Origin of the sequence: Acinetobacter sp. YH16031 (genome assembly GCF_013417335.1) — a bacterium.
In the GTDB taxonomy this organism is placed as follows: domain Bacteria; phylum Pseudomonadota; class Gammaproteobacteria; order Pseudomonadales; family Moraxellaceae; genus Acinetobacter.
Genome location: NZ_VPED01000009.1, coordinates 55,904 through 74,826 on the forward strand (window position 1 = coordinate 55,904; position 18,923 = coordinate 74,826).

The following is an 18,923-nucleotide window of genomic DNA, read 5'->3' on the forward strand; positions in this document are numbered from 1 at the left end:
TGTTTTATAAGAATGGATCGACATTCTTTTGTTGCTTTTACTGATTTATTATTTCGCTATAAGAAATGTCATATTATTAATTGATAAAATATATCCAAATAATTAGCCATAAAATTCGTGATTTTATTTGTAAAAATTTGAAATTAGCCAAATATTGCATTGATTTGGGAGGAAAGATAACGTTATTATTTTTTAATCAAAATAAAGTTTCACGATACAAAATAAATTTTAAAATCAAGGATAGGAGTGCTGTAATGACTAGTCAGCCATGGATGGAAGAATATAAAAAATGGAATGTTAATCCGGAATTTACCCGGCCTGATCCTGAAAAAACTTTGAGTACGACAATTGCAGAGAATCTGCTTAAGTTTAAGGATAAGACTGCATTCTTTTATCTGGATCGAAAGTTCAGCTATCAGGAGATTGACGTTTATAGCCAGAAACTGGCGACCTATCTTCAAAATCTAGGCTTGGCAGCCGGTAGCCGCATCGCGGTGATGTTGCCGAATATTATTCAATATCCGATTGCGACTTTCGCGATTATTCGTGCGGGTTATATTCTGGTTAATGTAAACCCGATGTACACCCAGCGTGAGTTGTATCATCAAGTTCAGGATTCAGGAGCAGAAGCCTTGATTATTCTGGGCTCAACCTTAGAACAGTTAAATAATCTGGATGAATGTTCTGCGCTAAAACATGTGATTTCTACCCATCCGCTCGATTTCATTCAGGATCAGTCAGTTTCAATTTATAGCCAAACAGCGCAATATCCTGATAAACATTTTTCTGACTTTAAGCAGGCCATTGATCAGGTACAGGTGATTGATTTTGTAGCGCCTGTACAGCAGCAGGAAGATACTGTCATTCTGCAATATACCGGTGGGACTACAGGTGTTTCCAAAGGGGCTGAACTCAGTCATCGCAATATCTTATTTAATATTGCCCAGAACAGTACGGTGTTCATTAGCCATTTTGGCGATCGTTATGCCACTGAAGAAGAATATGTGTTTTGTGCCTTGCCGCTGTATCACATTTATGGTTTTACTATTTGCCTGTTCAGTTATGGTCTGAGTCGCGGTTTTACCAATGTCCTGATTCCAAATCCAAGAGATCTGGATGCATTGGTAGATCAATATCATAAACATCCTCCGACGGTGTTTCCGGGCGTGAATACCATGTTTAATGCATTGGCTCATCATCCACGTTTTCGCGAGCTGGATCACTCACGCCTAAAAACCACGACAGGTGGCGGTGCATCTGTTTTAAAAAATACGGCAGAATTATGGTATGAAGTCACAGGCTGTCATATCTATGAAGGCTACGGTCTTTCTGAGACCTCACCAACGGCAACATTTAACCCGCCTTTAAGCAAGCGCTTTAGCGGTAGTATTGGCTTGCCATTGGCAGGCACAGAAATTCAGATTCTGGATGATGAAGGAAAACCTGTAGCACTTCATCAGGCTGGAGAAATTGCTATTCGCGGCCCTCAGGTGATGAAAGGTTACTGGAAGCAACCGGAAGCAACAGCACAGGTATTTACCAAAGATGGTTTCTTCCTGACAGGTGATATCGGTTGTATGGACGAGCAGGGTTATATCACTATTCTGGACCGTAAAAAGGACATGATTCTGGTCTCCGGCTTTAATGTCTATCCAAATGAGCTGGAAGGCGTTTTATCCAAACATCCTAAAGTACTGGAATGTGCCGTCATTGGAGTGGATGATGAAAAATCTGGACAAGTTCCGAAAGCCTTTATTGTAAAACAGGATACCAGTCTGACCGAGAAGGAAGTCATGACCTATCTGAGACTACAACTGACCAGTTATAAGCTGCCAAAATATATTGAGTTTGTGTCTGGTTTGCCAAAGTCTGCAGTCGGTAAAATTCTACGTCGTGAGTTGCCTAAAACCGTGCAGCCGGATGCTAAAGCCTGTTAAGGAATGACATAGTCAAAATAAAAAAGGAATCTTTCGATTCCTTTTTTATTGCTTGCTAGTTTAGCGCTGCTGGATGACTTTTTTACTTTTCAGCTCTTCCATTTCAGCAGGGCTTAAATACTGGCTCAAGATGGCGTCGGTATCTTCACCCAGACACGGTGGTGCTTTTTTATATTCTACCGGGGTCTTGGAAAGTTTAATCGGCGAACCAATCGAGGTGTAATCGTCACGTAGAGTATGCGGCATATGAATGACCATTTCACGCGCCAGAACCTGTTCTTCTTCCAAAGCCTGTTTCAGGTTATTGATCATGCCCACTGGAACTTTGACTGCATGAATCAGATCTACCCAGTGTTTTGCCGGTTGAGAGTAGAAATGAGCCTGTAAGAGAGTGGTGAGTTCTTCACGATGTGTAACCCGTCCTGAATTTTTCAAGAAGCGCGGATCTTCTGCCACGTTATTCAAACCCACGGCCTGACACAGCGCTTGAAATTGCAGGTCATTCCCACAGGCAATAATGAACTCACCTTCCTGTGCTTTAAACACCTGATAAGGCACAATATTGGCATGGGCATTTCCGAAGCGGCCAGGGACTTTACCTGAGGTCAGATAATTCATGGCTAGAACAGAGAGGGAAGCGACCTGGGTATCCAGCAGTGCCATATCAATATGCTGACCTTCACCAGTTTTTTCACGAGACAATAAAGCAGCTTGAATCGCAATTGCAGCATATAAGCCAGTGGTCAGATCAGCAAAGGCTAGACCTGCTTTTTGCGGACCACCCCCTGGAAGGTCATCACGTTCACCCGTAACACTCATCATACCGCCCATACCCTGAACAATGAAGTCATAGCCTGGTTCTTGCGCACGCGGGCCATTCTGGCCAAAGCCGGTAATTGAACAGTACACCAGACGCGGATTTATCTGGCTCAGACTTTCATAATCCAGACCATATCTTTTCAATGAACCCGCTTTATAGTTCTCAATGACTACATCGCTTTGTTCTGCGAGTTTCTTGATAATGCGTTGACCTTCCGGGGTAGATAAATCTACGGCAACCGAATGTTTACCACGATTGGCTGAAAGGTAGTAAGCCGATTCATGGGTATCTTCCTGCTGATTATTTTTAAGCCAAGGTGGTCCCCAGATTCGTGTGTCATCTCCATGATCAGGCTTTTCAATTTTAATCACTTCTGCACCTAAGTCCGCCAGAATCTGGCTACACCAAGGACCAGCCAAAATCCGGCTTAAATCCAGTACACGAAAGCCCGTTAAAGCACCCATCGTTACGCTCCTTGTTCGATGTTATTTAGATTACATGTCATTTTAATAATCGCTTTAAAGCTATATGAAAATGGAAAAACAATCAACTTTACGATACTTAATTTCGTCTAACAAAATAAAACATCTAAAATGATTGAAAAATCATCCTAACTTCTTTAGCCTGATGACGAGAATAAATACGATTCAAAAATAACAGGAAAGGGAAAAGTCTCGGGAATGAGACTATAAGAACAGGAGTAAGTACTGTGCTTTGAAAACGGATCGCGCTTAAAGCGCATGCATACAGAAGTGTGCATACACAAGATCAGAATGAAAAAACCTAAGGATAGGAATAGAGATTTAAATATGACGGAATTAGTAAGAGAACAACTTTTAGAAAGAGAACTCGCAAAGATAAAACCCACTACCAAACGAACCCAGCAGATTGCCTTTGTCTTTGCCTTTTTGGCACTCCTGGTCGATGGCGCGGACATGCTACTGCTGTCCTTCAGCTTAAACAGCCTGAAAGCAGAATTTGGTTTAAGTAATTTACAAGCCGGTACCTTGGGTAGTTTTACACTGGCGGGTATGGCGATTGGAGGTTTTATTGGTGGCTGGGCCTGCGACCGTTTAGGTCGGGTACGTACAGTCGTTATTTCAATTCTGATCTTTTCAGTATTAACTGCAGCCTTGGGCTTTACCCAAAATTATGAACAGTTCGCCGTACTACGTTTTCTGTCTGCATTTGGGATCGGGTCTTTATATATTGCAGCCAGTACACTGATGGCTGAATATGTACCAACCAAATACCGGACTACAATTTTAGGTACCTTACAGGCAGGTTGGACGGTAGGCTATATCGTAGCTACTGTATTGGCAGGTTGGATTATTCCTGAATATGGCTGGCGTACCCTGTTTTTTGTCGCGATTATCCCATCCATTATGGCGATTTTTATCCAGAAACTGGTTCCTGAACCTGAATCGTGGCAGCGTGCAAGATTATTGCGTTTATATGCACCCGCTGAAGTCACCACCAAACAGCCTGTTAAGAAAAGTACCGTCAAAGAAATCTTTGCAGATCCTGCGAATCGTAAAATGTTTATTTTATGGATTTTTACGGCTGGGTTCCTGCAGTTTGGCTATTACGGCGTAAATAACTGGATGCCTGCTTATCTAGAATCTGAATTACATATGAACTTTAAATCAATGGCAGGTTATATGATCGGAACCTATGTTGCCATGATTTTTGGTAAAGTTCTGGCCGGTTTTGCTGCAGACCGTTTAGGTCGACGCGCCGTTTTCTCGTTTGGCGCGATTGGTACGGCGATTTTCTTACCCGTAATTGTGCTGTTCAACACCCCGGATAATATTGCCTATCTGCTGATTTTCTTTGGCTTCCTCTATGGTATTCCGTATGCAATTAATGCCACTTATATGACCGAAAGCTTTGCCACTTCGATCCGCGGTACAGCCGTCGGTGGTGCTTATAATGCAGGACGTATTGGTGCGATGTTTGCACCTGCGATTATTGGTGCAGCAGCCAGCGGAGGTTCAATTGGCTTGGGCTTCCTGATTATGGGCGGAGCCTATTTCTTGTGTGGTGCAGTGTCTGGGATCTTTATCAAAGATCGTCAATACGACCCACAAAAAGCATAATTATCTTTTAAACAATGATATTAAAAATGAGCCTCATAAGGGCTCATTTTTTTATCTATTTAATTTTAAAATAAGATTTCTATTTTTATTGGTCTAACTCTTTTTGCAGGTGAATACTTTTCAGACCATCATTTACTTTATTGAGTAAATGGATCAAGGTGATGACATCATCAAAAGCCAGCTTATTGAGGGCTTGTCCATAAAACTCAAAAAAATCATCCTGCAGGCTATCCCAGGTCTGAAAACCCTCAGTGGTAAGCGCAACAATTTTGGCACGTCGATCCTGCTCATTGATAACACGCTCTACCAGTCCATCACGTTCCAGTCGTTTTAAGACCGCATCCAGATTTTGGCGGCTTACCCCCAGATATTCAGTCAGATCTGAAAAAGACATACCAGATTTAACTTTAGGACGAGACAGGGCACCCAGCACGGCCCAATGCACTGGAGATATTTTTAGCTCATTTAAGCATTTTCGATCCAGACTGTTTCCCACCTGAAACAGACGGAAAAACAGCCGGTTATGAGCGGAATATAAGGATTGATCATATTTTTTTGACAAAGTATCACTCACTATATGCAACATCCTCAAAACTGAAATAGCTAAACGGCGCAAAGTATAACCTATCGCTTTTTCGCATAATTCAGTTTCTTTTATAATTTGTTTTAAAAATCATAGTGTTTTAGCAGAAATCTGCACCTTTAAATCCTGTACTAAGCAGTTGAACAATTCAAAATATCTCTCTTGATATTCACGGTCTCAGTTCGTTCCCTAGCTGAATAGCAAGACAGTCATCTAGCAATCTAAAGAAATAGAACATCCTTCCTTAAATAGAAATAGTTTAGTAATAAGCTGGGACTAGATATTGGTTACTCTAAAGATAAAAGTCAATATAGGTCAATACATTGAATAAATAAAATTATTAAATAATTGTTATTTATAGATTTATAAAAATATAAATATTATTTTATGTAAATATGTTGACATAAATTCAATCTCTTTCTATTTTAGATAAAACACACCGAATTAGAACAATAGCCGATTAAATTCGACAACAAATAGCGTAGGGATAAAACAATGAAAGGATTAAAAGATAAGGTCGTGATTGTGACAGGTGGTGCAGGCGGAATAGGTTCCGCAACCTGCCGACGTTTGGCAGAAGAAGGCGCTAAAGTTGCTATTTTTGATATGAATCTGGAAGCTGCCGAGAAGTTGGCAAATGAAATTAATCAATACGGTCGGGCGCTGGCGATTCAATGTGATATTACCCAAAGTAACGTCGTTGAACAGGCGGTTCAAAAAACGGAAACTGAATTAGGCCCGATCGATGGACTAGTGAATAATGCTGGTTGGGACATTTTTAAACCCTTCATTAAAAGCACCCCAGACGAATGGCAGAAACTGATCCAGATCAATCTGGTCGGTATGCTGAATATGCACTTTGCTGTGCTGAAAGGCATGGTCGAACGTAATTCCGGCAGCATCGTTAATATTGCCTCAGATGCAGCCCGTGTCGGTTCTTCGGGCGAAGCTGTCTATGCCGCCTGTAAGGGAGGTTTGCTATCTTTCTCCAAAACGCTGGCACGCGAACATTCACGCCACAACATCAAAATTAATGTGATTTGCCCAGGACCGACGGATACGGCCTTACTGGCAGGCGTGACTGAAGGTGCGTCGAATCCGGAAAAATTACGTGAAGCCTTTGTTCGTGCCATTCCACTGGGCCGTTTGGGTCAACCGGATGATTTGGCATCTGCGATTGCCTTTTTCTTGAGCGAAGATGCCAGCTTTATTACTGGACAGGTGCTTAGTGTCTCTGGTGGCCTGACCATGAACGGTTAAAACATCAAATTAATCGACAATAAATCAGACAGATAAAACAGTACAGGACGTAATGAACATGAATTTTGAAGATATCTTATACGAAGTAAAAAACGGTGTAGCTTGGATCACAATTAATCGTCCAGAAAAAATGAATGCTTTTCGTGGTACGACCTGTGATGAACTGATTAAGGCCTTAAACAAGGCTGGTTATGACCGTAATGTTGGTGCGATTGTATTGGCGGGTGCGGGTGAAAAAGCGTTTTGTACCGGTGGTGACCAGTCTGCACATGATGGCAATTATGACGGTCGTGGCACCATTGGTTTACCGATGGAAGAATTGCATACCGCCATTCGTGACGTACCAAAACCGGTAATTGCACGGGTACAAGGTTATGCGATTGGTGGTGGCAATGTCTTGGCCACCATTTGTGACCTGACTATCTGTTCAGAAAAAGCCATTTTCGGTCAGGTCGGACCAAAGATGGGTTCAGTTGATCCCGGTTATGGCACAGCGTTTTTAGCACGCGTCGTCGGTGAGAAGAAAGCCCGTGAAATCTGGTATATGTGCCGCCGTTATTCTGGTCAGGAAGCGGTTGAAATTGGCTTGGCCAATAAATGTGTGCCGGCAGATCAACTTGATGCAGAAGTTCAGGCATGGGGCGAAGAAATCTGTCAGCGTAGTCCGACCGCAATCGCGATTGCCAAACGCAGTTTCAATATGGATACCGCACATCAGGCAGGGATCGCTGGCATGGGTATGTATGCGCTAAAACTTTATTACGATACTGAAGAGTCTCGTGAAGGCGTGAATGCATTGAAGGAAAAACGTCAGCCTGAATTCCGTAAATATGCCAAATAAGGAGACTCATTAATGAAAAAGAATCCTTATATCACCGAAGATCTAGAATTTTTAGCTGAAACGGCAGAAAAATTTGCCCAGAAATATGTGGCTCCCGGATTTCTGGAGCGCGACCAAAGCCGAGTCTTTGATCGTGATCTAGTCAAAAAAATGGGTGAAATGGGCTTTATTGCGCCAGAGCTCCCAGAACAATATGGCGGTCAGGGGATGGGCCGATTGGCAGCAGGGATTATCCATGAAGCCATTGCCAAGGCTGATTTAAGTTTTTCCTATATCAATCTGCTTGCATCGTTAAATGGCCAGATTCTGGCAGAACATGGCCAACCTGAAGTGGTGGAGCCGTGGTTAAAAAAACTGACTGCTGGTGAAGCAATTTTTTCAATTGCATTGACCGAACCACGTGGTGGTTCAGATGCTGCCAATTTACGCTTAAAGATCGTACGTGATGGCGATGAATATGTCATTAACGGTGAAAAAACTTCGATTTCAGCAGCCGATCAGGCAGATGCTTCAGTGGTCTTTGGCCGCAGCGGTACAAATGAGAGCGGAGCCCATGGTGTTACGGCGCTTTTAGTTCCAATGAACTTACCAGGCATCAGCACCACACGTTTTGACTGTCACGGCCAGCGTGCGATTGGTCGCGGTTCGATCTTCTTTGACAATGTCCGTGTACCAGTAAATCATCGTCTGGGCAATGAAAATAAAGGTTTCGTTCAGGTTATGCAAGGCTTTGATTTCTCGCGTGCCCTGATTGGTCTGCAAGTTTTGGCGGTTGCACGCGTCAGTCTGGATGAGGCTTGGGAATATGCTGCGCAACGTGAAGCTTTTGGTCAGCCATTGACTGCTTTCCAGGGTGTTTCCCATCCGTTAGCAGAATATGAAACGCAGGTTGAAGCTGCGCGCTTACTTTGTCTGCAAACATTATGGTTGAAAGACAACCATCTGCCACATACCTCTGAAGCAGGCATGTGTAAATGGTGGGGGCCGAAACTGGCCTATGATGTGATTCATCAATGCCTGCTGACTTTTGGTCATGCCGGTTATGATCGTGGTGTGATGGAACAGCGCATGCGTGATGTACTGGGCTTCCAGATTGGCGACGGAACAGCACAGATCATGAAAACAATTATCGCTCGGCATAAGGCAGGACGTAAGGCTGTACCAGCTTAAGGAAAGTATGCCCCCGCCAAAATAAGACTATTATAAAAAATGAGGAATAAGCGAATGGATTTCGATGCGGTTCTAATCCCGACAAGAAAAGAGGCCATGCTCAAACAGGGACACTGGCTCAATCAAACAATTCTCGATTTTTTGCGCAGTGCGGTAGAAAAAAATCCGGACAAAACAGCTTTAGTGAGTTTTAAGGTCGAGAATCAAACTGAACAGACCTTCAGCTACCAGCAGCTTTGGAATATGACCAATAAAATTGCGCTGGGCTTGAAACAGTTGGGTGTGGAGAAAAATGATGTGGTGTCTTGCCAGTTACCGAACTGGTGGGAATTTACCTTGCTGTATCTGGCTTGTAGTCGTATTGGGGCCGTATTGAATCCACTCATACCGATATTCCGTGAGCGTGAACTGGAATTCATGCTGAAACATGGTGAATCCAAAGTTTTTGTTGTGCCTAAAACTTTCCGCAATTTTAGCCATGAACAGTTGGCCAATCAGCTACAAAGCAAGCTGGAAACCCTAAAACACGTAGTTGTAGTGAATGGGGATGGCGAGAATAATTTTGATCACCTGTTGCTTAATCATAGTCTGGAACAGAATGCTGCAGCCATTGCTGAGCTAGATGGGCTTGAATCTGGCCCAGATGATATTACCCAACTGATCTTTACTTCGGGCACCACAGGTGAACCGAAAGGCGTGATGCATACGGCCAATACCTTATTTTCCAATATTGTGCCTTATGCAGAGCGACTGCATTTAACTGAAAATGATGTGGTGTTGATGGCATCACCGATGGCGCATCAGACCGGATTTATGTATGGCCTGATGATGCCAATTCAGCTCAATACCAAAGTGGTATTACAGGATGTCTGGGATGTCTCCAAAGCAGTCGATCTGATTCATCAGCATGAGGTGAATTTCACCATGGCTTCCACACCATTCCTGAATGACCTGTCCAATACTGTGGCTGAACAGCATGACAAAGTCGATTCACTGAAAATTTTCCTTTGTGCTGGTGCGCCAATTCCAGGACCTCTTGTACAAAAAGCCCGGGAGATTTTAGGCGTAAAAGTGATTTCAGCCTGGGGTATGACCGAATGTGGTGCGGTCACTACTACCTGTCCAGAAGATGACGATGAACGTTCTTTTAATACTGATGGCATCGCCTTGCCGGGTGTAGACGTCAAAATTGTCGATAAAACAGGGAAGGCCAAGCCGGTGAATGAGTCTGGTCGCTTGATGATTCGCGCTTGTTCTGGATTCGGTGGCTACCTCAAACGTGCTCATTTAAATGATACCGATGCAGATGGCTGGTTTGATACGGGCGATATCGCCTATCAGGATGAAAAAGGTTATATCCGGATTTGTGGCCGTAAAAAGGATGTAATCATTCGTGGCGGTGAAAATATTCCGGTCGCAGAAATTGAATCACTTTTATATAAACATCCCAATGTGGCGGTGGTCGCTTTAGTGGCTTATGCAGATGAACGGCTGGGTGAGCGTGCCTGTGCGATTATTAAGTTAAAAGATCCTTCACAGTCTTTAAGTTTTAATGATTTGGTCGATTTCCTGAAAACCCATAATCTGGCAGTTCAATATATTCCAGAACGTTTGGAAATTTGGGACGAGATTCCAATGACGCCATCGGGGAAAATCCAGAAATTTAAACTCAGAGAGTTACTGGCCCAGCATATTGCATCAACAGCAGCAGTAGCGAATTAGAACTGAGAATAAAACTGAACAAACCCTGATGTGACATCACATCAGGGTTTTTAACCAGTAAATAAGTAACTGGTCTACAATGACTTATATCTGGATGAAATCTTATTTTAATAACTTTAATAGTGCCTCAGCCGTTGCAGCAGAAGATGCCGGATTCTGTCCGGTAATTAACAGGCCATCTTGCTGTACATGCACTTGCCAGTCCTCAGTTTTGGAATACTGTCCGCCTTTTTCTTTCAGCGTATCTTCAACTAAAAATGGCACAATATCTGTCAGGCCAACACCATCTTCTTCGGTATTACTAAAGCCAGTCACTGATTTGCCTTCGACAATAGGTCGGCCTTCTGCATTCTTAACATCGCGAAGTACACCCGGTGCATGACAGACAAGTGCCACAGGTTTATTGGCCTGTAGAGTCTGTTCAATTAAGGAAATAGAATGCTGGTCATTGGCCAGATCCCATAACGGTCCATGACCGCCCGGATAAAAGACCGCATCAAAATCCTGATTTAGCACTTCACTTAATTTATGCGTATTGGCAAGTGCCTGCATGGCTACTTCATCTGCTTCAAAACGTTTGGTTGTTTCGGTTTGCGCATCAGGTTCATTACTTTTTGGATCAAGTGGTGGCTGGCCACCGGCTGGAGAGGCTAACGTTACGTCTGCGCCTGCATCAATAAAAGTGTAATAAGGCGCGGCGAGTTCTTCGAGCCAGAATCCGGTTTTTTTACCCGTTTCGCCAAGTTGATCATGGGAGGTTAATACAATCAGAATTTTCATATTTTTCCCTAAAATTATCTTGAATGATTTGATGAAACAGACGGAAGAATCTAAATATCTAACGCCATCAGACTTTTTCGATTATTTAAAAATAAAAAGAATAAAATCGAAATAGTTGAAATGATGCTAAATCAATAGCATCACTTTCCTTGAACTTTGGACAGCTCAGTCTTTCTTTTTCTTGCCACCGCCGTCCTGCTTATTCACAGTCGACCAGGCAATACGTTCTGCTTCATCTTCAGAACGACCACGATCTTTTTCACTGTCTTCAATATGCTTAGCTTGCCGTTTTTGCTTTTCGGTATAAGCTGATTTATCACCTCTAGGCATTTTACTATCCTCATCAGGTAGGGTCTGAAATCACTATAACAAGGGATGATTTTGGCGCGGGTAATCATCTGTCAGGATTTGTTTAAATTGTTTTATAGCTACAAGATGGATTTTATAGATATCCATCAAATTCTTTTTTTTTAAAGATGTCTAAACTAAAACGTATTAAATATTTTAGAAGAAAGTAGATAACGGCTAGAAAGACCGCAATCTACTTTCAAACTTTGATTAGCCGTTAATAATACTGCCACCATTTACGTGAATGACCTGACCTGAAATATAGCTGGCTTCTTCACTGGCCAGAAATAAATAGGCAGGAGCGACCTCACTCGGTTGTCCCATGCGTCCCATTGGTGTCTGTTTACCAAAATCTTCCAGTTGTTCTTCATCAAAGCTACTTGGAATGAGTGGTGTCCAGATTGGGCCTGGTGCAACACCATTCACACGAATTCCGGTTTTATTCTTCGCCAGATTGGTAGATAAGCTGCGGGTGAATGAAGTAATTGCGCCTTTGGTACTCGAATAGTCTATCAGCGTGTCATGTCCATGATAGCTGGTGATACTGGTCGTATTAATAATACTGTCACCTGCCTGCATATGCGGAAGCACCGCCTGAGTCAGATGGAACATGGACAGGATATTGACATTAAAGGTCTTGAATAACTGGTCTGGAGAAATATCAGTAATACTGTCCTGCGGATACTGCACACCTGCATTATTTACCAGAATATTAATGGTTTTAAATTCCTGAAGGGTCTGCTCCACCATTTTCTTGATTTCATCAGGATGCTGTAAATCGCACTGAATCAGCAGGCAACGGCGTCCTTCTGCTTCAACCATTTTTTTGGTATCAAGCGCATCCCGGTCTTCATCCAGATAGCAAATGGCAATATCAGCACCTTCGCGGGCAAACAATACTGATACAGAGCGACCAATCCCGCTGTCACCACCTGTAATGAGTGCTACTTTGCCTTTTAATTTATCGCTACCTTTATAATTCTCTTTAATGACTTCCGGGGTAGGATCCATTTTAGTCTGGTCACCCGGTTGATGGGCTTGGGTTTCAGTTGAAGCTGGAGTTTCAGGATAGTTATTCATATTTTTTCCATGATTGCTCTTGATGAAAAAATATATTAGGAGCTTTTAGTTGGGATTGAATTAGACTCAACATTTCATAACAGAACCTGTGCAAGATTTAGCATTTATACATTTAGCTTAAATTGACACTTTAGAACTGCCTGTTTTGGTTATTCAAATTTCACTTCTAGAATGAAATATCGGGTTTATTTTTAGGGAAAAGAGCGATAAGCAGGAATATACCTTCAGTGGATTGCAGCAGAGTTAAGTCGATTTAAGAACCAATCTGCAAAATAAAACCAATAACTTATTTACAACCAAATAAATCTAAAATATACAGCTAGATAAGCTACAAGTATTTCTTTACAACTGCGCTTTTAACCAGAATGGAGAAGCACATTGCGCGCTATCCGCTATAAATATATTGTCCTGATTCTTTTACTTCTGCTCGTTGCATTTGGCGTATTTCGCTGGTGGCAAGGGCCACAAGTTACAGGTTATACCTTAGAGCCGATGCCGCTGGTGCAATCAGTCGTTGCTACCGGGCAGGTAATCACCGTTTCACGTGCTCAAGTCGGTAGTGAAGTAACCGGCGTGGTACTAGAACGTCGGGTCAAGGAAGGTGATCGGGTCAAACCGGGCGATTTGCTGGTTGTACTTAAATCGGATGAACTGGCAGCCCAAGTCCGTCAGGCAGAAGTCGCATTGAATGAACTGGCAACCAATCGCCGTCCACAAGCCTCAGCAGAATTAGCTTCAGCAAAAGCTCAGCTGGAACAGGCCAGCCGTGAAGCGACGCGTCGTCGCAATGCCGAAGCAGGCATCCTTTCGGCAGAAGAAATTGAACAGGCTGTAGAGGCAGAAAGGGTAGCACGCAATAATTATGAAACTGTGCGTTTAAAAGCAGCTGCACTGGCACCTGGTCAGGTAGAGGAGGCTTCATTGCGTGAGCAGCTTTCGGTAGCACAGGCTCAACTGGCTAAAACTAAAATCCGGGCAACTGTTGCTGGAACGGTGCTGACCCGTGATGTTGAGCCTGGCGATCTGGTTCAGCCAGGACGTACCTTATTTACCATTGCAATGGATGGTAATACCGAAATCCGTGTACCACTGGATGAACGTAATCTGTCACGGCTAGCTTTATCCCAGAAAGCCACTGCAATTGCCGATGCTTATCCGGATAAACCTTTTCCGGCACGAATTAATTTTATTGCACCGAGTATCGATCCTCAACGCGGCACGGTAGAAGTGCGTCTATCGGTTGATCCGGTACCTGATTTCCTGCGTCAGGATATGACGGTATCGGTTAATGTCGAGACAGGTCGCCGTGATCGTACCTTAGCGATTCCGAATGATGCGCTAGGGAAAGTACAGGGCGATCAGGCCACCGTATTACTGGTACGTGATAGCAAAATCCAGCGACAAAAAGTGCAACTGGGTCTGCGTGGACTTGCCATGTCCGAAGTGATTTCCGGTTTAAAAGCGGGTGACCAGGTACTGTCAGATGCAACTTCAACTTTAAAAGATGGCACACGAGTTCGATTTAAGCCCGAAGAAATCAACTATGCCGACCAGAATAATGATGCCAGCAATAAAAATGAATTACCGGTGAAATTCGAGTGAAAAAATTACTAGGGCGTCTCTGGATCGAATGGAAAATCGCAATCAGTTTTTTGCGAGAAGGCCGGATGCAATCTCTGATGATTACAGTGGGTGTTGCTGTAGGGGTGTCTGTGATTGTTTTTATCTCGGCACTGATACAGGGCTTGCAGTCCAATATCATCGACAGGACTTTAGGAACGCAGGCGCATATCCGTTTATTGTCTCCCGATGAAGTGAACCAAGTTATATCAGCACCCGCAGGCACTGTGCAGCTGGTTCTGGAAGATAAACGGGCTCAAAGGCTGCGCTCTATCAATAACTGGCAAGAAGTCGTGACGACCTTGGATCAGGTGCCTTTATTGACAGCTGTTTCTCCTGTAGTTTCTGGACCTGCATTTGCACAGCGCGGTGAAGCTCAGGAATCAGTTGCGCTGGTGGGCATGGACCCAGAACGTTATCAGAAAATTATTCCACTTAAAGAATATATGATCAGTGGACAGTTACGTGTCGGCGCGGATGATGTACTCATTGGCAGTCAGCTGGCTAAAGATCTGGGTGTACAGGTGGGTAGCAAGCTACGATTAGATACCGGGCAGGACAATAGTACTGTCGTAAATATTGCCGGGATTTTTGAACTCGGAGTACGTGAGCTGGATTCGCGCTATGTCTATATGGATTTAAAGCAGGCGCAGTCCTTACTCAGTCTGCCAGGTGGGATCACCGTAATCGACCTGACGGTAGAAGATATTTTTGAAGCAGAAAATATTGCAACGCAGGTCGGGCGTTTGACTTCCTTACAGGCAGAAAGCTGGATTAAAACCAATGGCCAGTTAATGAATGCCATCTCAGCGCAGAGCCTTTCAACCAATATGATTATTATTTTTGTGGCCATATCCGTTGCTTTTGGTATTGCTAGCGTCTTGTCAGTCAGTGTCGTACAACGGACTCGTGAAATTGGCATTTTAAGGGCGACAGGGGCTACACAAAGACAAATCCTGCGCGTTTTCCTGTTTCAGGGCGCAATTTTTGGCTTGTTGGGGTCTATTATCGGCAGTGCAGTCAGTTATTTACTGGTCTGGATCTTTAATGAATTTGGCCCAGGCCTGTTCTATATTCCAATTTCAATCAATCTGCTATTGCTGGCTTTATTGCTGGCCACATTGACTGGTGTAGTGGCAGCGGCTATACCATCCCGTCGTGCTGCGGCACTTGATCCTGTGGAGGCAATTCGTCATGTCTGATTCATCGAATGAAGTCTTGCGGCTGGAAGCACTACGTAAATCTTATAATATTGGTCAGCCTAATGAAGTCGAAGTTCTGCATGGCATTGATTTGTGTATTGAACGTAATGACTTTGCAGCACTAATTGGTCCTTCAGGCTCGGGGAAAAGTACTTTATTGAATATTCTGGGTCTATTGGACCAGCCAACTAGCGGTGAACTATATCTGCTTGGTCAACCCACCAGCCGTATGGATGACGCTGCACGTACCGCATTACGCGGCAGCAGTATTGGTTTTGTATTTCAGTTTCACCATCTGATTCAAGCTTTTAATGCATTAGACAATGTCCTTATGCCGTTAATGATGGCGCATGGAAAGCCTGATCAAAAGGCTCTAGACCGAGCCTATGAACTTCTGGCTGCAGTCGGGCTGGAAAAGTATGCACATCGAAAACCGAATGAGCTTTCCGGCGGGCAACAACAGCGTGTTGCAATTGCTCGGGCACTGATTACAGAACCCGCCTTGTTACTGGCCGATGAACCGACCGGGAACCTGGATACCCAGACCGCGTCTGAAGTTTTTGAACTGTTTCGTAAAGTAAATAAGGAACAGGGCTGTGCCATTTTGCTGGTGACTCATGATCCGCGCTTGTCTGTTAGTTGTGATCGCACCATCAAGTTAGTTGACGGCCTGATTCAAAGTGATACCAGAACAGCTCCAGCAGATATTCCTGAAAATACTTAATTTTTAAATATTTTAAGAATTTGTATTCTCCAATTATGGATAAATAAAGATTTTTCTTATCACTTAAGCCTTGCAATAAAGCTGATACAAGGTTTGCATCAGGGTAAGTACTTTGGGGTCGGAAAGCTGATAGAAAATCTGCTTTCCTTCACGACGCGTGCTGACCATTTCGGCTTTTCGCAGTACCGTAAGTTGTTGTGAGAGAGTGGGTTGGTGAATATCTGTTTGTAGCTCAATCTGTTGCACATTCATTTCACTATCGACCAGTACACATAGAATTTTCAGGCGGTCAGAATTCGACAACACTTTTAAGCGTTCGCTCACCACATGAGCCTGAGAAAAATCAATACGTGTCTGAGATTCATCTGCTGTCATATAAAAAAACCTGTATTAGTCACGCAATATTTAAAAACCGCCTTGATTAATATTTATAATTATATAATATAAAATTATATATTGTAAGTTGGATATGCTCATGCATGACTTTTTGGCAGCGTTTCTCGGTGGATTACTGCTTGGTCTTTCAGTGGTCGGCTATCTGTATGTGAATGGCCGTATTGCGGGCGTGAGTGGTTTGATTGGGCAAGTACTTAATCGAAAGACGATCTTCAAAACTCCTGCGGTCTGGTTTTTAGCAGGACTATTTATAGTTCCATTTATCTACGGCGTATTGTTTCAGCCAGAAATTGAGCTGAATGCCAGCCCATGGATGATGGTCATTGCCGGTTTGCTGGTCGGTTTTGGTACACGTTTAGGTTCAGGTTGTACCAGTGGGCATGGCATCTGTGGGATTAGCCGTCTGTCAAATCGCTCCTTTGTTGCGACCGGGTCTTTTATGCTGGCGGGATTTATCACGGTTTATGTTGTTCGTCATCTGGTTGGAGCTATCTAAATGAAAAATCTATTGGCTTTTCTATTTGGTGGCCTGTTTTCAGTCGGCTTAATGCTCTCAGGTATGTCTAATCCTGAAAAAGTTCTGGATTTTCTGGATCTGTTTGGGGATTGGGATGCCAGTCTTGCCTTTGTCATGATGGGGGCAATTCTGGTGGCTTTTATTCCTTTCCAGAAAGCTAAACATAATCCACATCCGACCACTTTATTTAATGAACCCATTGATTTACCAAAGAATCAAAAAATTGACCCTAAACTGCTGTCGGGTAGTTTATTATTTGGTATCGGTTGGGGAATTGCAGGCATTTGTCCGGCACCCAGTTTTACCCTGATTGGTTTGGGACATTATCAAGCCTTGTATTTTATTTCAGCTATGCTGCTTGGGGTCTGGATTCACCGTAAATGGGCAGGAGTATAAATATGACACAGCAGCCAAACGTCAAAGCGTTTTTTGATAAAAATACCAATACTTTTAGTTATGTGGTGAGCGATCCTCAAACTGCCCAATGTGCCATTATTGATAGCGTGCTGGATTATGATGCTGCGTCTGCCACCACATCGACAGAGCATGCCGATCAGATGATTGCCTATGTAAAATCACAAGGTTTGACCGTGGAATGGATTCTGGAAACTCATGTACATGCTGATCATCTGACAGCTGCCCCATATCTAAAACAGCAATTAGGTGGCAAGATTGCAATTAGTAAGAAAATTGCGCTGGTGCAGGAAACTTTTGGCAAGATATATCATCTGGACATGAAACAGATCAATGCGCATCAGCCTTTTGACTATCTGTTTGAAGATGGTGAGCATTTCAAGATTGGAGAACTGGAAGTTTATAATATTCCTACACCTGGCCATACACCTGCCTGTTTAAGCTATGTGATTGGTGATGCCGTTTTTGTGGGCGATACACTGTTTATGCCGGACTATGGCACGGCCCGTTGTGATTTTCCAAATGGCAGTGCCTCAGTTTTATATGATTCTGTTCACAAGCTGTTTCAACTCCCGGAAAGTACCCGTGTATTTCTGTGTCATGACTATTTGCCAGAGTCACGTCATGAATATCAATGTGAAACCACGATTCAGCAGCAAAAACAGCAAAACATTCATATCCGTGAAGGGATTAGCAAATCTGAATTTGTACAGATGCGTCAGCAGCGTGATGCAGGTCTAAGTATGCCTAAACTGATTTTGCCTGCCATCCAGATCAATATGAATGGAGGACAGTTTCCAATGCCAGAAAACAATGGTGTGTCTTATTTGAAGCTGCCGCTAAATTATTTTAAGAAGTGATCAATTTATCAGGAACAAAATATTAATCTTTAAATTAAGCGTTTATAAAGTTTGCGAATTTTAATATTCCACCCTATGCTATTTGGGTTAACTCATTTTTATATTTTCAGGGTGCATCGTGCTCAGACAGTTCTTTAAACAGATCTGGTTTGTAATGCTTATGGTCTTCGCCGTAGGCTGGAGCAGTATATCTGTTGCTTCAACAAAAACGATGCATCTGGAAACGTCAGCCAAGCAGATGAGTTCCCATTGTCAGGAAATGGCAGAAATAGAGAAGTTACATAGCCAGCATCAAGCTATGCATGGTTCTGCTCATGATATGAGTCAGGACATGGATTGCCACTCCGACTTAAATGACCATAAAGATGACTGTCCGGATTGTATTTATGCTTCTTGCCATAACCTGAGTAGCTGGATCAATGTGGAAATCTCGAAGTTAACTCTCCCTGAGATTCATGCCTTAGAAACTACTTTTATTTCTAATTATCAAGCAAAGCACCTTGCCGGGTATTGGCAGGAAATTCTGCGCCCACCTAAAACTTAATCCTCG

General features: G+C 43.2%; 19 protein-coding genes. 13 read left to right on the forward strand and 6 right to left on the reverse strand.

Annotation, left to right across the window (positions count from 1 at the left end):
• The first annotated feature begins 254 nt into the window (after window positions 1-254).
• Window positions 255-1,937, forward strand: coding sequence for an AMP-binding protein (locus FTV31_RS06225; protein ID WP_180013687.1), 1,683 nt, complete (start codon window positions 255-257; stop codon window positions 1,935-1,937).
• Window positions 1,938-1,997: 60 nt separating this feature from the next.
• Here FTV31_RS06225 and FTV31_RS06230 read toward each other — a convergent pair whose 3' ends face one another.
• A complete protein-coding gene (locus FTV31_RS06230; protein ID WP_180013689.1) occupies window positions 1,998-3,221 on the reverse strand; it encodes a CaiB/BaiF CoA-transferase family protein in 1,224 nt (407 codons plus the stop codon).
• A 345-nt stretch (window positions 3,222-3,566) separates the two neighbouring features.
• Between FTV31_RS06230 and FTV31_RS06235 the strand changes: the two genes are divergently transcribed.
• Window positions 3,567-4,856, forward strand: coding sequence for an MFS transporter (locus FTV31_RS06235; RefSeq protein ID WP_180013691.1), 1,290 nt, complete (start codon window positions 3,567-3,569; stop codon window positions 4,854-4,856).
• Window positions 4,857-4,941: 85 nt separating this feature from the next.
• Here the strand turns inward: FTV31_RS06235 and FTV31_RS06240 are convergent, their stop codons facing one another.
• On the reverse strand, window positions 4,942-5,430 hold the full coding sequence (locus FTV31_RS06240; RefSeq protein ID WP_180013693.1) for a MarR family transcriptional regulator: 489 nt from the start codon (window positions 5,428-5,430) through the stop codon (window positions 4,942-4,944).
• Between the two features lie 504 nt (window positions 5,431-5,934).
• Here FTV31_RS06240 and FTV31_RS06245 point away from each other — a divergent pair.
• Genes FTV31_RS06245 through aliA form a run of 4 tightly spaced genes read left to right on the forward strand, consistent with a single transcriptional unit; the run spans window position 5,935 to window position 10,432 of the window.
• The gene (locus FTV31_RS06245; protein ID WP_180013695.1) at window positions 5,935-6,699 is read left to right on the forward strand and encodes a glucose 1-dehydrogenase; all 765 of its coding nucleotides are present in this window, start codon (window positions 5,935-5,937) and stop codon (window positions 6,697-6,699) included.
• A gap of 58 nt (window positions 6,700-6,757) precedes the next feature.
• Window positions 6,758-7,540, forward strand: a complete 783-nt coding sequence (badI, locus tag FTV31_RS06250) for a 2-ketocyclohexanecarboxyl-CoA hydrolase (RefSeq protein ID WP_180013697.1) — start codon at window positions 6,758-6,760, stop codon at window positions 7,538-7,540.
• A 12-nt stretch (window positions 7,541-7,552) separates the two neighbouring features.
• Window positions 7,553-8,710: a cyclohexanecarboxyl-CoA dehydrogenase gene (gene aliB / locus FTV31_RS06255; RefSeq protein ID WP_180013700.1), complete on the forward strand. Its 1,158-nt coding sequence runs from the start codon at window positions 7,553-7,555 to the stop codon at window positions 8,708-8,710.
• A 54-nt stretch (window positions 8,711-8,764) separates the two neighbouring features.
• Window positions 8,765-10,432 carry a cyclohexanecarboxylate-CoA ligase gene (gene aliA, locus FTV31_RS06260; RefSeq protein ID WP_180013702.1) on the forward strand — a complete coding sequence of 556 codons (1,668 nt, stop codon included), beginning with the start codon at window positions 8,765-8,767 and terminating at the stop codon, window positions 10,430-10,432.
• A gap of 102 nt (window positions 10,433-10,534) precedes the next feature.
• On the opposite strand, the gene FTV31_RS06265 is transcribed toward aliA, so the two are convergent.
• The 3 genes from FTV31_RS06265 to FTV31_RS06275 all read right to left on the reverse strand — a co-directional run bounded on the left by FTV31_RS06265 (window position 10,535) and on the right by FTV31_RS06275 (window position 12,640).
• Window positions 10,535-11,212: a type 1 glutamine amidotransferase domain-containing protein gene (locus FTV31_RS06265; protein ID WP_180013703.1), complete on the reverse strand. Its 678-nt coding sequence runs from the start codon at window positions 11,210-11,212 to the stop codon at window positions 10,535-10,537.
• Between the two features lie 165 nt (window positions 11,213-11,377).
• A complete protein-coding gene (locus tag FTV31_RS06270) occupies window positions 11,378-11,542 on the reverse strand; it encodes a hypothetical protein (protein ID WP_180013705.1) in 165 nt (54 codons plus the stop codon).
• Between the two features lie 228 nt (window positions 11,543-11,770).
• Entirely contained in the window at window positions 11,771-12,640 is an 870-nt protein-coding gene (locus FTV31_RS06275; RefSeq protein ID WP_034706266.1) for an SDR family oxidoreductase, read from the reverse strand.
• Window positions 12,641-13,018: 378 nt separating this feature from the next.
• Between FTV31_RS06275 and FTV31_RS06280 the strand changes: the two genes are divergently transcribed.
• From FTV31_RS06280 to FTV31_RS06290, 3 genes are read left to right on the forward strand one after another with little or no spacing between them, the layout of a single operon-like run.
• Window positions 13,019-14,242 (forward strand): efflux RND transporter periplasmic adaptor subunit, encoded by a 1,224-nt coding sequence (locus FTV31_RS06280; RefSeq protein WP_180013707.1) that lies wholly within the window; start codon window positions 13,019-13,021, stop codon window positions 14,240-14,242.
• Window positions 14,239-15,462 carry an ABC transporter permease gene (locus FTV31_RS06285; protein ID WP_180013709.1) on the forward strand — a complete coding sequence of 408 codons (1,224 nt, stop codon included), beginning with the start codon at window positions 14,239-14,241 and terminating at the stop codon, window positions 15,460-15,462. The genes FTV31_RS06280 and FTV31_RS06285 overlap by 4 nt, the downstream gene beginning before the upstream one ends.
• Entirely contained in the window at window positions 15,455-16,186 is a 732-nt protein-coding gene (locus FTV31_RS06290) for an ABC transporter ATP-binding protein (protein WP_159123573.1), read from the forward strand. The genes FTV31_RS06285 and FTV31_RS06290 overlap by 8 nt, the downstream gene beginning before the upstream one ends.
• A 63-nt stretch (window positions 16,187-16,249) precedes the next feature.
• Here FTV31_RS06290 and FTV31_RS06295 read toward each other — a convergent pair whose 3' ends face one another.
• On the reverse strand, window positions 16,250-16,561 hold the full coding sequence (locus tag FTV31_RS06295; RefSeq protein WP_034170879.1) for a metalloregulator ArsR/SmtB family transcription factor: 312 nt from the start codon (window positions 16,559-16,561) through the stop codon (window positions 16,250-16,252).
• Between the two features lie 100 nt (window positions 16,562-16,661).
• Between FTV31_RS06295 and FTV31_RS06300 the strand changes: the two genes are divergently transcribed.
• From FTV31_RS06300 to FTV31_RS06315, 4 genes are all read left to right on the forward strand, one after another.
• Window positions 16,662-17,078: a YeeE/YedE family protein gene (locus tag FTV31_RS06300; protein WP_180013711.1), complete on the forward strand. Its 417-nt coding sequence runs from the start codon at window positions 16,662-16,664 to the stop codon at window positions 17,076-17,078.
• Window positions 17,079-17,495: a DUF6691 family protein gene (locus tag FTV31_RS06305; RefSeq protein WP_180013713.1), complete on the forward strand. Its 417-nt coding sequence runs from the start codon at window positions 17,079-17,081 to the stop codon at window positions 17,493-17,495.
• Window positions 17,496-17,497: 2 nt separating this feature from the next.
• Entirely contained in the window at window positions 17,498-18,373 is an 876-nt protein-coding gene (locus FTV31_RS06310; protein ID WP_180013714.1) for an MBL fold metallo-hydrolase, read from the forward strand.
• 118 nt (window positions 18,374-18,491) lie between these two features.
• The gene (locus FTV31_RS06315; protein ID WP_180013716.1) at window positions 18,492-18,917 is read left to right on the forward strand and encodes a hypothetical protein; all 426 of its coding nucleotides are present in this window, start codon (window positions 18,492-18,494) and stop codon (window positions 18,915-18,917) included.
• Window positions 18,918-18,923: the final 6 nt, after the last annotated feature.

What these genes read in the sequence shown, in the direction of transcription:
- aliB (WP_180013700.1), top strand. Translation starts at nt 7,553, where the DNA reads ATGAAAAAGAATCCTTATATCACCGAAGATCTAGAATTTTTAGCTGAA.
- FTV31_RS06245 (WP_180013695.1), top strand. Translation starts at nt 5,935, where the DNA reads ATGAAAGGATTAAAAGATAAGGTCGTGATTGTGACAGGTGGTGCAGGC.
- aliA (WP_180013702.1), top strand. Translation starts at nt 8,765, where the DNA reads ATGGATTTCGATGCGGTTCTAATCCCGACAAGAAAAGAGGCCATGCTC.
- FTV31_RS06265 (WP_180013703.1), bottom strand. Translation starts at nt 11,212, where the DNA reads ATGAAAATTCTGATTGTATTAACCTCCCATGATCAACTTGGCGAAACG.
- FTV31_RS06295 (WP_034170879.1), bottom strand. Translation starts at nt 16,561, where the DNA reads ATGACAGCAGATGAATCTCAGACACGTATTGATTTTTCTCAGGCTCAT.
- badI (WP_180013697.1), top strand. Translation starts at nt 6,758, where the DNA reads ATGAATTTTGAAGATATCTTATACGAAGTAAAAAACGGTGTAGCTTGG.
- FTV31_RS06300 (WP_180013711.1), top strand. Translation starts at nt 16,662, where the DNA reads ATGCATGACTTTTTGGCAGCGTTTCTCGGTGGATTACTGCTTGGTCTT.
- FTV31_RS06290 (WP_159123573.1), top strand. Translation starts at nt 15,455, where the DNA reads ATGTCTGATTCATCGAATGAAGTCTTGCGGCTGGAAGCACTACGTAAA.
- FTV31_RS06230 (WP_180013689.1), bottom strand. Translation starts at nt 3,221, where the DNA reads ATGGGTGCTTTAACGGGCTTTCGTGTACTGGATTTAAGCCGGATTTTG.
- FTV31_RS06310 (WP_180013714.1), top strand. Translation starts at nt 17,498, where the DNA reads ATGACACAGCAGCCAAACGTCAAAGCGTTTTTTGATAAAAATACCAAT.
- FTV31_RS06275 (WP_034706266.1), bottom strand. Translation starts at nt 12,640, where the DNA reads ATGAATAACTATCCTGAAACTCCAGCTTCAACTGAAACCCAAGCCCAT.
- FTV31_RS06225 (WP_180013687.1), top strand. Translation starts at nt 255, where the DNA reads ATGACTAGTCAGCCATGGATGGAAGAATATAAAAAATGGAATGTTAAT.
- FTV31_RS06305 (WP_180013713.1), top strand. Translation starts at nt 17,079, where the DNA reads ATGAAAAATCTATTGGCTTTTCTATTTGGTGGCCTGTTTTCAGTCGGC.
- FTV31_RS06270 (WP_180013705.1), bottom strand. Translation starts at nt 11,542, where the DNA reads ATGCCTAGAGGTGATAAATCAGCTTATACCGAAAAGCAAAAACGGCAA.
- FTV31_RS06235 (WP_180013691.1), top strand. Translation starts at nt 3,567, where the DNA reads ATGACGGAATTAGTAAGAGAACAACTTTTAGAAAGAGAACTCGCAAAG.